The 14996-nt window shown below is 55.6% G+C and carries 8 protein-coding genes and 3 pseudogenes; 5 read left to right on the forward strand and 6 right to left on the reverse strand.

Annotated elements, in window-relative coordinates; all coding sequences use genetic code 11:
• Nucleotides 1–473: 473 nt before the first annotated feature.
• Nucleotides 474–1673: a glycosyltransferase gene (locus tag ACSQ83_RS35420; RefSeq protein ID WP_436231314.1), complete on the forward strand. Its 1200-nt coding sequence runs from the start codon at nucleotides 474–476 to the stop codon at nucleotides 1671–1673.
• 129 nt (nucleotides 1674–1802) lie between these two features.
• On the opposite strand, the pseudogene ACSQ83_RS35425 reads toward ACSQ83_RS35420, so the two are convergent.
• Nucleotides 1803–2879 (reverse strand): annotated as a pseudogene (locus tag ACSQ83_RS35425) (transposase).
• A gap of 1351 nt (nucleotides 2880–4230) precedes the next feature.
• On the opposite strand from ACSQ83_RS35425, the gene ACSQ83_RS35430 reads away from it, so the two are divergent.
• From ACSQ83_RS35430 to ACSQ83_RS35440, 3 genes and pseudogenes are all read left to right on the forward strand, one after another.
• Nucleotides 4231–5727 carry a beta-glucosidase gene (locus ACSQ83_RS35430; protein ID WP_436231315.1) on the forward strand — a complete coding sequence of 499 codons (1497 nt, stop codon included), beginning with the start codon at nucleotides 4231–4233 and terminating at the stop codon, nucleotides 5725–5727.
• Between the two features lie 459 nt (nucleotides 5728–6186).
• Entirely contained in the window at nucleotides 6187–7533 is a 1347-nt protein-coding gene (locus ACSQ83_RS35435; protein WP_436231316.1) for an IS110 family transposase, read from the forward strand.
• 39 nt (nucleotides 7534–7572) lie between these two features.
• Nucleotides 7573–8312, forward strand: a pseudogene (locus ACSQ83_RS35440) (IS110 family transposase); the annotation flags it as partial.
• An 830-nt stretch (nucleotides 8313–9142) separates the two neighbouring features.
• Here the strand turns inward: ACSQ83_RS35440 and ACSQ83_RS35445 are convergent.
• The 5 genes and pseudogenes from ACSQ83_RS35445 to ACSQ83_RS35465 all read right to left on the reverse strand — a co-directional run bounded on the left by ACSQ83_RS35445 (nucleotide 9143) and on the right by ACSQ83_RS35465 (nucleotide 12842).
• Nucleotides 9143–9628, reverse strand: a complete 486-nt coding sequence (locus tag ACSQ83_RS35445) for a hypothetical protein (protein ID WP_436231317.1) — start codon at nucleotides 9626–9628, stop codon at nucleotides 9143–9145.
• Between the two features lie 59 nt (nucleotides 9629–9687).
• A complete protein-coding gene (locus ACSQ83_RS35450) occupies nucleotides 9688–10161 on the reverse strand; it encodes a hypothetical protein (RefSeq protein WP_436231318.1) in 474 nt (157 codons plus the stop codon).
• Nucleotides 10158–10262: a transposase DNA-binding-containing protein gene (locus ACSQ83_RS35455; RefSeq protein WP_436231319.1), complete on the reverse strand. Its 105-nt coding sequence runs from the start codon at nucleotides 10260–10262 to the stop codon at nucleotides 10158–10160. The genes ACSQ83_RS35450 and ACSQ83_RS35455 overlap by 4 nt, the downstream gene beginning before the upstream one ends.
• A 261-nt stretch (nucleotides 10263–10523) precedes the next feature.
• Nucleotides 10524–10712, reverse strand: a pseudogene (locus ACSQ83_RS35460) (transposase domain-containing protein); the annotation flags it as partial.
• Nucleotides 10713–11585: 873 nt separating this feature from the next.
• The gene (locus tag ACSQ83_RS35465; protein ID WP_436231320.1) at nucleotides 11586–12842 is read right to left on the reverse strand and encodes an oligosaccharide flippase family protein; all 1257 of its coding nucleotides are present in this window, start codon (nucleotides 12840–12842) and stop codon (nucleotides 11586–11588) included.
• A gap of 555 nt (nucleotides 12843–13397) precedes the next feature.
• Between ACSQ83_RS35465 and ACSQ83_RS35470 the strand changes: the two genes are divergently transcribed.
• Nucleotides 13398–14663 (forward strand): glycosyltransferase, encoded by a 1266-nt coding sequence (locus tag ACSQ83_RS35470; RefSeq protein WP_436231321.1) that lies wholly within the window; start codon nucleotides 13398–13400, stop codon nucleotides 14661–14663.
• Nucleotides 14664–14996: the final 333 nt, after the last annotated feature.

Genomic DNA, 14996 nt, shown 5'->3' on the forward strand with positions numbered 1-14996 from the left:
CTTGAAGGAACGTCCGCCCAGACCCGATTTTAAGTGGGTTCAAATACCGGACTGCCAATTCCGGCTTAATACTAAGTGTCATGGAAACGCAGGTAATAAAGAAACGGGTCCCTTGATAATGAGCGCTCTTTTTCCGAATACGCCGGCAGTTCGTGTCAAATGTCTTTCATCGACTGAAATAGCGTCAGCAAACTTTAGGTGATCGCTTTGAACGGTGTCGGACCGCACCTTCGAAACGAGATGTTCGTCGTATACTTCGTCGCTTCCGACTTTTAACCGGGGACATCGGCGATGGCGATCGATCTGAGGGAGAAACCGATATGTCTGGTCCGCATCGGTCGCCACACTTGGCGGCTGCTAGCGTCCCGTTCGCTCCGAATTCTAAGCCCACACTGACCCACGAACCGGACGGGCGACGTTTCGACTCACAGCGCATGCAGCTGCATCGAACCGGAAATATTGGAGATTCAAGCATGCAACGATGCCGGATATTGGTGATCAACGACTTTGCCGAGAAAGGTGGTGCGGAGGAAGTGTACCGCCAGTCTGTGGAGCTTTTGCGTGCAGTGGAAGGCGTTGAGGTCGAATGCTTTGACCAGACGACGTTACGTGATCCCGTGTTGGGCCGACTGAGCTTGTGGAACTTCGCGGCCGCACGCGCGCTCGCTAAGGTGATGGCCGATTTCAAGCCGCACCGGGTGCTGGTCCACAACTATCACAGCGTCCTTTCTGCATCGGTGCTTCGCGTCATCGCACGATATAAGCGCGAACTACGCTACACCGCGTACATGACCTGCCACGATTTCCACCTCGTTTACTACAACCCGAATCTGCTCAGCTACACGAAGCGGGGTGTTGGAACCCTGCCGCTGGACGCCCTGCGCACGACGCGCGCGCTCTTGCTGAGATCCAGCCCCAAGGGCTTCGCGCATGATGTACTCAAGAAAATGCACTGGCACGCGATGCGTATGCTGGCAAAACCTGAGCGCATCTTCGACGTCTTCCTTTGCCCCAGCCTTTTTATGCAGCAGGCGTTGACGAAGAGCCGCCTCATCAATAAATCCGATCTCGTATTCAACCCCGCATCGGTTAACGTGCGCGCCTTGCGCCCTAAGGTGTGCACGAACGATCAAATGAAGCTTGCATTTGTCGGTCGGGTGGCGGCTGAGAAAGGGCTAGCGCAGTTTATCGAACTTGCACAATCGATAGACTTCTCGCGGATCAATCGCCTCACGATTTACGGTGACGGACCGGAGCGGGAAATGCTTGAGAAGCGCTTCGCATCGCTAATCGAAAGCGGGAAGGTAGTGTTCTTTGGACGGCTGCCGCAGGAGGAACTTTTCGAAGAACTGCAGCGCTCTGCCGACGCGATCGTGTTGCCGTCGGTTTGGCCAGAAAACGCGCCGCTCGCGATTATCGAGGCGGCGTTGCTCGGCCTGCCGGCGCTGGTCAACGATATCGGTAGCCTGTCAACCTTCGGCGACCAGGTTGGCAACAAAATCAAGTTCCGCAGCGACCCGCAGGCGCTTCGCGAGGCGCTGGACGCGCTCGCCGCGCATTTGGCAACGCCCGCGCGGGAATACGATGTGCGTGAATTCTCACCGGCTCGTTACGGACAGCGACTCGTGCAGATCATGCGTCTTGATGAGCAAATGGAGATGGTGACAAGCTGAGACATCTTGCTGCGCCGGAACAGGCATGACAAAAAAGGCTCCACTGACGCGGAGTCTTTTTTTTGACTAGGCTGTACATAGTCCGCCCTGAACAATTGGTTTTGACGGCCGGTGGTGTAATCGCTGGGGTCACACGCGAGCGGCCGAGCTCAGCAGAAGGGCTAGCACAAGAGCGTAGAAAACCCGCAGCGTCCTTAGGATCATCCGCAAGTTGTGGCCGGCACCGCGCACTACCGCGTGCAGCGCATCGCCCAAGGCACCTTTGAGCCAGTTCCGATCAAGTTTGCCATCCGTCTTCATATGACCGATGGTCGGTTCAATTGCGCTACATCGTGGGATCATCGCGCGCAGTCCACGCGTGATGCCACGGCCCAAGCCCGGGTGGCAGACCTTGACACCGTCGATCCCGACGCACTTGTAGCCGCGATCCACAATCGCCACGTCTGGACTCACATCGCTCAGAATTGCCCCTGCTCCAACGCCTCTGCCAGCGTGTGCCCATCTTACGGATTACCCGGTATTGAGCGAGCGCCAACGACCAGCCCTTCCTTGTGAGTCGTCGTGATTGATACCTTCACGCCAATTTCATATCGTGTGCGAACCTTACCTTTGGTCAGACACTCGACTTCCGGTGCATGCAGCGCATGGAGCTTGTTCTTATCCTTGGTCTTCTGCGACTGAATCTGCTTCGTAAGGGCAATCAGTTCCAGCAGCGCAACACGACCTGAGTTCGACGCGCGGTCGACTTGACGTTCGACATCGCGCATCACTTGGCCCACTCGCGAGCGGAGCGTACGCAACGCTTTCCTCATGCGCTTGTACTGCTTGGCGTGGGCGTAGCGGCGAATCTGCCCCCCTCACCAAGGCGCTTGCGCCAGCGTGTCAGGTTTGAAGGATCGATCGGCGGCTCGGTTTGCCGGAACGTCTCGCCAGTGAGGAGCTGCCAATAGGGGTTCTCGACCAGCGCCACACGACGTCCTCATCAGACAGGTCAAATGCGTGTTGCAGGTAGAGCAGGCCCGCGATCAAGCGCGGTGATGTCGCGGGTCGTCCGGCACTGGATATGAAGCTCTCATTCATCGCTGTGCCCAGTCGCTCCCAATCGATCAAACCGGCCAAGCGCACCAAGGGATACTTCAAATTGATCTGCTCAAGCAGCAGTTGGCGGAGGAAATCTCGCTCTGTCACTCGTGCTTTCGCACCCATTCGGACCTTGTCACTGCAGGGTTTCAAGCATTAATACGCCCATATCCTGCAATTCCGGCAATCCGGTTTCGCCCTTAAACGCCTGTCAGTACAGGCGTTTGGGATTTTTCAGGCTGACTACATGGTTCGAACCTCTTGCGACCGAGCGAGCACGCGGAAGCTTTATTGTCCCGTGTGACGGTGATCCTTGCAGCATTTTTTCAGGGTCAAACCGCAACACGTATGTTCGGTGCCCAGTCCACCGCTTCAACCTTCGGCGAAGGATATGCCAAAACGGTACTGGCGTCCGAAAGCTTCCGGTCAATTTTTACGCAGAGCGTATCAATCCGGCACGCTTCACCGTTTTTATTTCAAGAAACGATTCTAATTATCTGACCAATCGCCTAAAACTCTTCTATTAATCAGATTAATAAGTTTTGACTCAAAAATGATACCTACGAAGCCTCTGAAAGTTAAATGATATAAATCGTTACTTGGGCGTCACCAGCTGGAGCCTTTAGCCACGGGGGTTAGCGTGCTAGCGAGCTGAATATCGGTATGTAGTTCCGCGATAAAACATTCGGTTACACTGAGTTACGTATCTACTACTCCATAAAAACGTTTCGTTCGTGTAACATTCAGAAATTGTGCGGCGCGGGAGTTTATTTCCAACGGTAGAAGTAACGTGTAGTTTTTTCCGTTCACGCTCCATCGCCGCGTAGGGATGAGACGAACGCCGTCGTGGCGATCAGGGGTTTCTTTACCCGTTTTTACCTCTGTCGCTTAACGTGGATTTCTTAGCGAGCACGCTTTTACCTTTCGTCAATTCGATTTCGCGGGTTTTCAGTGCCTTCGCCAGTGGCCTGATCAGAGAAAGCGCGGTGCGTCGAACGTTCGTTCAGGTTCGCCGAGTTCAGTACCTCCGAGCTTGGGAATTCAGCCTCTCGCTAGCGGCTGGACGCGGGCATGCAGATCATCACCCGCGGCTCGCTAAGGCCGTGTGATCGGTGTCTTGCAGTGGTCGCATGCTGCGGCGTGGCGTTCACGGCTCATCCGCAAATCCATCCGGACTAAAAAATCGCCGTTTGTCCGCCCGTTTGTGGCATCCATGCACTGATTCGCACCCTGTTTATTTGGTCGATGTACTGAGCGCTTAGCACTACCCGCGATAGGTAATCGTAATAATTCTATTGCTGCTACTGGGTCCGTTAGGACCCCTAATTAACGAATCGGGAGGCCGCATCTCCGCGGCTGCGACCGACAGTTCTAACTGAGAGATGGAAGGGCTCGTGTAGATCAGGCCGTGACGTGGTCGATCCGGATGCTTCTTTTAACCTTTGCATCAGATGATTAGACAACGGAGAATTTTATTATGTTAGTAGAACGAAAGTTTATCGGCATGTCGGCGCTTTGCCTTTCACTAGCCGCTTGCGGCGGCGGCGGTGGTGGCTCAACGAACGATGGCAATGTGGCAGGTTCAGCTACCAATGTCGACAGTACACAGCATCCCGCATCAGTTAGCGGAACGGCGATCCCGCCCGCCACCGCAATCAACGACTCATCGGGTGCAGTCTGGGCCCTCAATAATGGTGTGGTTTTCAGGGCAGGCCAGACGACTAACTCGACAGGGACAGCTACTCTGGTACTTTGGTACGCAGGGAAGATGTATATGAGCAATTCGGCAAACGTTTGGTCGGTATGGTCGGATAACAGGTGGGCAGCATCAACCGATCCGCGTCCGGTGGTAGCGGCAAATGCGGCGCCCCCAACCACGATACCTGCAGCAACCGCGGCACCTGCGGTTGCTGCTCCCGCGGTTGCCACTACTCCGGTCAAAACGTCTACGCTCGCAGTTTCCGCTGCCACGACGCCGCCGACGTCAACGTCAACGACTTCGGCCATTCCGTTCTACGGCACCAACGGCCACTACGTGCAAGGCGGCTACTCACTCACCGTGCCGCTCGCTACTCAATCTGCATCGCTCGCCGATCTGGGTCTAAAAAGTTTCCGACAGGACATGTACTCAGACGCGCAAATCGACACCATTGCATCGACCGTGGTATCTGGTTTAGGGAAGGGGGTCCAGGTGTTGCCGCTCGTCATCGCTTACCCTTGGAATGACCCAGCAGCTAACGGAAACCCGACGGAGGCAACAGCGTACGCCTACGCCTATGGCATGGCGGCGCATGCTGCGACGAAGTTTGCAGGTATCCCAGTGGTCGAGTTCGGCAATGAATATGACTTGGACGGCCATAACAAGGCCTTAACGAACGACGGCGTGAATGTCTCGGACTACGATAATTCCACGTGGCCGATCTGGCGTGGTGCGATGCGTGGTGCATACGACGGCTGGCGCTCGGTCGATACGGCAGGTGTAACCAAGATTATCAATACGGCGTCCGCCGGATACCTCCACCTCGGCTGGTATAAGGGAATGTTGACCGGCACTCAGCCGGACGGCTCGACCGGGCATCCCGTGGTCAAGACCGACATCATCCAGCTTCACTGGTATTCGGATGGCGGCGATTTTGAAGCTGCGAACAACCCCAGCAATGGCCAGGTCTACAACGTACTGGCACAGCTGAAGGCAGCCTACAACCTGCCGATCATGTTCACTGAAATTGGCGTCAACATGGATTTCAGCACGGCTCAGGGACAGGCGTATATCAACAAAACAATTCCTGAACTTGTCGCTGCAAAGGCCACGTACAACGTGATCGGCTTCAACTGGTACGAGCTTTACGACGATACCGACATCGGCGGTGACGGCAACTTTGGTTTGATGACCGATGGCACCACGCAGAAGCCGACTTACTCGACCTTGAAGTCGATCGTTTCGGCTAACCCAGTGGCCGCAACCGCGCAGTAATTACATTGCTGAGCGTTATCACCAGCCGCGGCGGACCGCGAGCAATGGTTGAAACTAATGGAGTGGACGCCCTCAACCGAATCGGCATAGACGTACCCAATGGATACGTCGCGGCAACGCCTTGAACGAGTGGAGCGTCCACCATGAAGACTACGATCGTCGGCTTCGATCTGGCGAAAAATTTTTGTCTTACACCGCTTTAGCGAGCACGGTCGGGTGCTCTTAAAAAACCGCCCTACGCGCTTGGGCGCGACCCTCATGAATAGAAACTTCAGGGGCGTACACTTGATGCGCGCAGAGACAGTGGCCGTATGCTTCTTGGAGGCCTCGACCCCGTCAAAAAACCTGGCCCAGGGGAAGCTGCGGACTCATCTGTGGCGGCGTCTTCGGACGACCCCGTTTAGGAAATTGATTTATTCCGAGTCCCCGTCCTGCGCCTGATTATCCAGGAGGTGGGTGATGTCAAAAGACCGAGCACGATCCAAGCCCTCAGGGTTGCCGATCATTCATCCGTTTGCAGCCGGCATCGATATCGGTTCACGGTTCCACGTTGTTGCCGTGAGTCCAGATCTGTGCGACGAGCCGGTGCAGACATTCCAGGCATTTACCGGCGATTTGCAACGCATGGCCGACTGGCTCGTCGCGACCGGTACAAAGACGGTCGTGATGGAATCGACCGGCGTGTACTGGGTCGCCGCCTACGAGGTGTTGGAGTCTCGGGGCCTTGAAGTCATTCTTGCCAACGCACGCGAGGCGCGCGCAGTCCCCGGAAGGAAGAGCGACGTCAACGATGCGCAATGGTTGCAGCGGCTGCACGCGTGCGGGTTGCTACGGGCAAGTTTCCGGCCTGGGCGCGACATCGCGGAACTACGCGCATACTTGCGTTGCCGCGAAAAGCATACCGACTATGCCGCCGCGCATATCCAGCATATGCAGAAGGCGCTGACCTTCATGAATATCCAACTGCATCACGTGATCGCGACTATCACAGGAATGCGCATCATCCGCGCGATCGTCGCCGGTGAACGCGATCCAGACAGGCTGGCGGCAATGCGCGACGTGCGCTGCAAGGAAAACCTTGAGACCATTCGAAATGCGCTGGTGGGCAACTACCAGCCCGAGCACGTATTCGCCTTGAAACAGGCGCTTGCGCTCTACGATTTTTACCAACAGTGCATCGATGAGTGCGATGTTGAGATCGAACGTGCTGTCGCGATTCTCAATATCGCTCACTCGTTTCCGGAAGCACCGCTGCCGAAGGCGAAACATCGCAACAAGATGCCCAGCGATCCCAACTTCGATGTACGCACGGCTATGTACCAGTTGGCGGGGACCGACCTTACGCAAATTCACGGCATCGGCCCGTTCCTTGCACTGCGCCTGATTGGCGAATGTGGAACGGACTTGAGCCGATGGCCAACCGCCAAGCACTTTACTTCATGGCTCACGCTTGCGCCCGGCTGCAAGATCAGCGGTGGCAAAGTACTGTCATCGCACACGCGCAAAACCAGCAGCCGCATCACAGTCGCACTCAGGCTTGCGGCGGTGAGCGTTGGAAGAAGCAATACCGCGCTTGGCGCATTCTACCGGCGCCTTGCCGGCCGAATTGGTAACGCCAAGGCCGTGACTGCGACGGCGCGCAAGATCGCTGTTCTGTTTTATAACGCGATGCGCTATGGCATGGACTACCGCGACCCGGGTGCGGATCATTACGAACAGCAGTACAGGGGCCGTGTCATCAAACAGCTTCATCGCCGCGCGGCGCAATTTGGATATTCACTGCAGCCTCAGGACTCGCCAGCGTGAAGGTGAGTTTCTTAGGAAGGCGCTGGAGCGCAATCAGGTGTGATGTTGTTCGCCAACTTCTTCGCCTGTCTAATCGGGACGAAGGCGTGTGGCAGCGCTCATCATTGGACTCGTGAGTTGCATCGCTTGGGTCAAACCGTGCGGCTGATCGCGCCGCAATTTGTTAAGCCCGACGTCAAGCAGAATAAAAACGACGCGGCCGATGCTTAGGCGTCTGCGAAGCGGTCGCACGGCCGAATATGCGTTTTTGTGTTAATCAAGAAATTCGAATAGCAGTTAGTGCTATTGGTGCACCGAGGGCGTCAGGGCTTCGTTCGAGCGCGTACGGCACAGGCGAACCAGATACGCGGTCTCCTGAGCGAATTCGGCCTCTTTGTTGCACAAGGGATATCGCACGTTGTCCAGCGGGTTCCGGAGTTGATTGAGGATACGGCCATTGATCTGACAGGATTGTTCAAGCTGTTGATTCAGCGCCTGATTGAGCATCTGAAAGATCCTGCTCCCCAAGTTCAAGAGATCAAAGCGCAAATTCAGGCGTGGCACTGCGAGAGCGAAGCGAGCCTCAGACTTGCGCGGGTGCCAGATATTGGGCCGATCACCGCGAGCGCATTCGTTGCATCTATTGGCGACGCAAAGAACTTTGTAAGCGGGCGTCAACTCGCCGCATGGCTCGGTCTGGTGCCTCGGCAGAAGCCAAGAGGCAGCAGAAACGTTTTGCTCAACCTCCGTAAGCGCGCGGCGAAACGTATTTACGCACCGAATGGATACCTCCCTCGCGGGAATGAAATGCGTTCCTTTGCGACCCGGCGACGGTACATGTCTCGCGTTCACGCATCCGTGCCTTGCCGGTTACCTCCAACTGCGGCGCTGCGGCGCATGAGGCCGTACCTCTGCTGACCGGTACTTGCAACCAGACATATCTGGATATGCCAGTTTTCACGTAAGGTAACACGCGGCGAGCTTGAGCTGTGACCGCTGACATCAGTAGTCTCGCGCCCATCCATCGCAAGACAGAGGGCCGATTTCTGAGTATGCTTCTGGGCGGACCGGATCGTGGAAAATCAACACGCTCTTATAAACGTCTACGGCTATTGTGTCACCTAATCGTTGAGCGCTGACCCGCTTCCGACTTCCCTTTCCTGGACGCACTCCGGCGCGACCTCCATCGCTCGACAAACGTATGTCGTGACTTGCGTGAACTGTCGCCGAGTGTAGTTCTGGCGAAAGACACTGTAAGCGCGAGCAATCTGGGCGACAAGTCGGGGAACGGAAAAAACATCGGTAACCTAAATGCTAAAGAAAGAGCGCGACTCGAAGCGATTGAAAGCCATGGCTCGCACCGAACGCACAAGTTCATCAACGTCCTCAATCTCTTGAATTGCAAGGTAAGCGTCAGCGGATCCTTGAATTACCCACAGTTTGCGAGTTCGAAGCCGAGTTGAATATCGACGAGGCAACGCAAGCCGCGCCATAGGACGGTGTTGCCGGGAGGCGGATCACTGACACGGGCGAGGTAATCTCCGAGTTGTGCGAGCTTGATAAGACAGCGCGATAACGGCGGCACATGAGCAGTTCGGGCCGAATCCTTGACAACCTAAGTCGAGCAGTTCTACCTCAGCCTGGGTGAGCGCAACTGGAGGGGGGCATCGGGAGTTTGTCGATTGATCATGGTCAACCAAAATATCCGCCAGCTAAGGATGCAAAACACAGAAATTAGGTTGGCCAGTCGGTCGGCCGAGCGCAGCCTCGACTCTTCGGCTTTGCAACCCGACTTCAGAATCTTGTGAAACATCTCGATTTCCCAGCGCATCGCATACCAGTCGAGTTTTTCGACAGCGTCACGAGGGGAGTGCACTGGCGAATCCGTGATCAGCTTCCATTTGTTCGGCTTCCTATCCGTCGATTGACCTCTTTCCGTAGCATGAATCGCCGTCGCATGCAGTGCTGGATAACGGCTTCGTTTGCCAATCGACGGCAAGACCGCGACCCGACAATATTTGATTTCGAGAAGTGCGTGCGACGAATGGCCCTTCGCGTTTCGGGTCTCTACGCGGTGTAGCCCTTCGACCTGCACCGCAGACACTTCGTCACTCATGGTGTGCCCGCCGTCGCCGGCCAAACGGTCCTGACAAGTTCTCACAAGAAAGTGAGTTCCTAACTCCTCGCCATACGAAATAATTCGTAGATGTCGCTCTCGCGATCACCGACATGAATGCCACGATCCGGAACGCTGAAGCGAACTGTCGACTGCTGTAGATTACGCGGCCACCGAAAGCTCTCTTTCTCTTCGATCGGGACGCGCGTTGGATTTATTGCCTTCTTCGGTGCGTTACATCCCTTGAACTTTTCGCGGGTCCAAAACGTGGTAGCTGCCAGTCCCAATGGCAGAGCTTCAGGCGTGATAGCTAGGCTTGAATGCATAAGGATGCCGCATACTGTACGCACCGGTGGATTACCGCTCACCTGTTTCCTGTAAGGCATCTTGACGATTGCACCGATCGACTCTGGCTGATCTCGTTGGTATGAGAACTCCGTCGTATCCTGCAGCACCAAAATCGGACCTTCCGTCGCCTGGAAGCGAACGCACGTTGCCTCAAAGTGTCCGCTCAAAATATCATGCTCGCTCACGCGATCGTTGGATAGAAATCGATAGCTGCCTTGGTTTGAGCCAAATCCTGGCAAGCAAGTGGAATGCTCCGGCCTACGCTTCTCCACAACCGATCGAGCAATGTCCGAAATCGTCCGGCGTCGCCACTTCGTCTGCCTGATGTGCCAATTTAGGCTTGATCGAATTTTTCATCTGTTCGATATGTAGTCCTGATAACTGAAGTTTACAGAAGACCGCACAATTGTGGGTCATTGCAAGGGATCAGTTCGGCTACCTGTTCCGGCCGTCCAGTTGGCAGTCGAAAAGGGGTGTCAGGATGCGTGCTCGTATAACTCTGCGTCTTTCAACGACAGGCTCCTTCTCGGGCTCAAGGGAACGATGAGCGGTACGGCGCTAATGCGATGAGCAGCCACAACACCTGCTGCGCCGGCAAACGTCGCCGACGGATACTGGCTGCGCCGCTCGCCTGGACCGCGTCCTCGATCCAATCGCAGGGTAGACGCTCGCTTAGCCGGTTCAGTTCGACAGGCCGTTGCGATTCGACAAGATAGGTAAGGTCGTCGGCGAGCATGGCGATGCAAGTTAACATCGCAGTCCGCTGTTGACAACTGGTTTGTTTAGGCCAAACAAAAATGCCGTTCAGTTGCTTAACTGAGCGGCATTTAGGGCAAAAGGCCAGCATTCAATCACCGGCGACGCCAGTATCAAGCAATCTATCATAGCTGCATCCGAAAGTTGAGACATAGGAGACAGTAGTGTCCCAAATCGGAGGTTCATGGAATCTATCGTGTGGAAGAGAGGAGCTAGATTCAAGCACTGGACCGGACTCAACCAATTCTACCGTTGGCCTCCGGCATAGCCGAGCGACGTATGCACGATTACGAACGCCATGGCACTAAGACGCTGTTCGCGGGCGTGGATATCGCCACCGGAGAAGTCATCGGCCAATTGTATCGGCGCCATCGCAGGCCCAGGGTTCCTGAATCTCATGCTTGCGATCGAAGTGAACGTCGCGCCTCAATTGGACGTGCATCTGTTGATGGAAAAGTAGGACACTCAACAGACGCCGACCGTGCGCGCCTGGTTTGCACGTCATCCGCGTTTTCATATTCAGTTCACTCCAACATCGGCTTCCTGGCTTAACCGAGTGCAGCGTTCGTTTGCCACGCTGATTGAAAAACACGTTCGGCGCGGGACCCGTTGTTCAACACACCGGTTGGAAGACGAAGTTCGTCGACATCTCGACATCTACAACGTTGAGTCACAGCCGTCCGTGTGAACAAAATATGCCGACGGCCTCATAGGCAGCGTCGAACGATTTCGTTTGCGAATCGAATTTCTGACTCAGGACACCAGTTGCACATCTGCAATGCGCAGCCGTGCATGTCGCCATACCGGCTGACAACGTCAGGCAAATATAGGACGAGGGAAATACGAGTTTCAGTCATGAGGCGAGGGGACGTCGTTTAAGAAGCGGCACTTTCTCGAAATACAGCGTTGCTGCCATGGCTACGACGAGGTACGTCTCGACCACGAGCACAGTTGCCGCGGCGCCTTGCTCACCATAGAGCTTGGCAAGCACAGCCAGCAATCCGAAATTCAAAAAAGCGGAGCCAATAAACACACGGCTGAACTGCGTCCTCATCCCAAGCGGAAGCATAGTCTGAACCCCGAATATGTCAGAAAACCCGGACATGAGCGGTATGAAGGCCATCCATCGAAGCACGTTTACCGTCGGCAAAAACTGCGCGCCATAAAGTATCTTGACCGCCAACGGCGCGCCAATGAAAATCGTCAACGATACAACAGCAAGGAGGGCTCCCTGAAACACAAGCATCTTTCGTAAGAAATTGAATGCGTCCTCGCGTGCGTGATGCATCAGGTAGCTGATACGCGGAAAGGCGGCGCTTCTTAACGGGGTCATCATGCCGAGCGCGGCCCGTATCAGTTTGTCGCCGGCCGAGAAGTAGCCTGCTGTGACGTTGCCCGATATCAACCCGAGCAACACAACGTTGCTCGACATAAAAATATCGAAGACGGCCGTAGCAATGAAGACACTCCAGCCGTTCTTCAGCGCTTTCGCAATGTCGCGTATAGGGACGGCCACGAAATCCAGTTCGCGGCGCACGTACAAGTAGGTGACGATCGCGATCCCGGACAGCAACGGCACGAACGTGTTGACGCCCATCGCCCAGTAGATGTCATCGCTTGTGCGTACCAGAAGAAACATGGCCGGCACGCTCAGCACGCGACCCGCGAACACGATGATGCTGATCACGCGGAGGTCTTCAATCCCCTGGAAATACCAGGTGGGAATCAAGATGGCGCCAATGGCCGTGCCAAAACCAAGGATCAGCAAGCCGCGATCTTGCGCGAGCCGTTCGAAGATGAATGACAGCGCTACCAGCACGACAAATCCGGCTGCCGTGATGACGGCTTGCGAAAGGATGGTTTCCCAAAAAATGCGTGAACGCTCTGCCCGATTGTCGCGCTTGATGGAAATCTGCGGCGTTGCGGTCAAGCCAAAACCATAATTAGTCAGAACGACGAAGTAATTAATGAAGGCCATTGAAAACGCGAGACGCCCATAGCCGCTTGGCATGAGCACCCGCGTAAGCAGCGGCAAGGTCAGGAGCGGCGCCGCATAGGTCGAAACTTGCAGCATCATTAACACCGCAAAATTCTTTTTGAAAGAAGCCATCGACTGCGTATCCTGACTTGATTGGTGCCTAAGCGTTACGCCGCGTTGCGACGCCCAGCCGAGCGAAAAGAAATATGGAAAACGACGTGAGGTGACCTGTCACGGTTGCGTTGGGGAAGGGCCGCTGCCGCGACGGCCGTCACAAAGCTAACATGAACCTGTCAAATTGTCGCATCGCCTAAGAGATGCTTGCGGGGAGCCAGTGGCATTGACGCGGAACGGGAGCACGTGCCGAATCCACTGCTTGTCTGTTTTCCTCGCACAAATGCAATAAGTTCATCCCTCGAAGAGTTAGCCTGATTGTAGGCGGCCGTTATTGGCAGGCTCGGTGCGCTGCGCAACATTGTGCGGACGAATGCAATTCGTAAGGGCGGAGCATTCTCCGGCTTGCAGAAAGATCTACATGTGCGCCATCGAACAGTGCTGTCCAGGCTGCAGCGGTCTAATCGATGCGGTGCCCCATGTTAGCGCCAGCAGTTTGCGTCCGATCCAGACGCTGTTTGCGATGTGGCAAGCGACCACCCCGAGCTGTCTACGCGCAAAAAGCGAGAGGTCATGAAAGTAGCAGTCGTTTATGATTGGCTAGTGACAGCCCAAAGCGCAGAAAGGGTCCTCCAGTCTATATTGGAATGTTTTCCACAAGCAGACGTTTTTACCATCGTTGACGTTCTGGAAGATCGCTCATTCCTCAAGGACCGGCGGGTGTACACCTCGTTCATCCAGAAGCTCCCGTTCGCGCGCACGCGATACAGGAGCTATCTGGCGTTGATGCCTCTTGCGATAGAACAATTTGATCTATCGGCTTACGATCTTGTTCTCTCGAATTCGCACGCGATTGCCAAGGGAGTGCTGGTCGGCCCAGACCAGTTGCATGTGAGCTTCGTGCATTCGTCTCTCCGCCATGCCCGGGACTTGCAGGACCAGAACTTGAGGGAATCCGGGTTCGCGTCAAGCCTTAAATCGGTTCTTGTGCGCATGCTGTTGCACTATGTCCGCGGGTGGGACGCGCGTTCGGCCAATGGTGTCGATCATCTGATTGCCAGTTCGCGTTACGGCTCGCGGCGCATTCAGCAGGCTTACCAACGTGACTCGACGGTGATTTATCCCCCGGTCGACGTTGGCGGGTTGTCGGTCGGCATACATAAGAAGGACTTCTACGTAACGGTGTTGAACAGGGTCCCGCACAAGCGCGTCGATCTGATCGTAAAAGCGTTCTCACAGATACCGGAAAGACGCCTTGTCGTCATAGGCGACGGCCCTGATATGGCCAGGGTCAAGGCTGCGGCGGGCCCTAATGTAGAGCTCCTCGGATATCAACCGTTCGATGTGCTGCATGATCACTTGCAGCGCGCTCTTGCGTTTGTCTTTGCGGCCGAAGAGGATTTCAACATTTCAATCGTCGAAGCGCAGGCATGCGGCACACCGGTCATCGCATTCGGCAAGGGCGGCGCGCTGGAGACGGTCATCGGCTTGCCGGACGAGCGGCCCACCGGTGTATTTTTCAGGGAGCAAACGATCGAGTCGCTGATTGGTGCTGTCGACACGTTCGAGCAGCATTCGGACCGCTTCAATTCGACATTTTGTCGTGAAAATGCCGAACGCTTCTCTGCTGGAAATTTCAAAGCGGCGCTTTGTACGTTCGTGGGAGTTCGATTGGCGAGCTCCCGCTCGGAAGTGGCGCCTTCGAGCGCCCAGCCCCTTTTGATTCGTCAAGAGCTTCAGCGGCCGCCGCCGGCAGACGGGACCGCTGACCTCAATGACTGCGGTAGTACTGCAACCGAAGATACCAAGCTGAGCAGTACGTCACCGCGGCGCCGGTAGCTGCCCACAGGGGGTGCGATGCGTTTCGCGGGGCGCAGCAACAGCGCGCGCCAAGCATCTTGTTTAGCGTGCGTCGCCGTACATTCTCGGCTTACCCGCGCATATACGATCCTTCCAGCAGATGAATTAAGTTGATGGGCGGCACGCTGGCAGCGTCGAATATGCCTGTTATCGAACATTTGGCGGCCGTCAGTGCTCTGCCTCGAAGCGTTTGGGCAGCGCGGCTCGTGTGATATCACCGATAGAAAAACCAGAGTCAGCTGGTCGCGCATGGGCGCCAGGGTCAGTCAGCGTTGCTGATCAGGTTACGTCCGCTGTGCCGGCCAGCTCATC

This window comes from Caballeronia sp. LjRoot29, from assembly GCF_964252755.1.
Taxonomy (GTDB): Bacteria; Pseudomonadota; Gammaproteobacteria; order Burkholderiales; family Burkholderiaceae; genus Caballeronia.

Coding starts and splice junctions, on each gene's coding strand:
- ACSQ83_RS35420 (WP_436231314.1), top strand. CDS start 474: ATGCAACGATGCCGGATATTGGTGATCAACGACTTTGCCGAGAAAGGT.
- ACSQ83_RS35430 (WP_436231315.1), top strand. CDS start 4,231: ATGTTAGTAGAACGAAAGTTTATCGGCATGTCGGCGCTTTGCCTTTCA.
- ACSQ83_RS35435 (WP_436231316.1), top strand. CDS start 6,187: ATGTCAAAAGACCGAGCACGATCCAAGCCCTCAGGGTTGCCGATCATT.
- ACSQ83_RS35445 (WP_436231317.1), bottom strand. CDS start 9,628: ATGAGTGACGAAGTGTCTGCGGTGCAGGTCGAAGGGCTACACCGCGTA.
- ACSQ83_RS35465 (WP_436231320.1), bottom strand. CDS start 12,842: ATGGCTTCTTTCAAAAAGAATTTTGCGGTGTTAATGATGCTGCAAGTT.
- ACSQ83_RS35470 (WP_436231321.1), top strand. CDS start 13,398: ATGAAAGTAGCAGTCGTTTATGATTGGCTAGTGACAGCCCAAAGCGCA.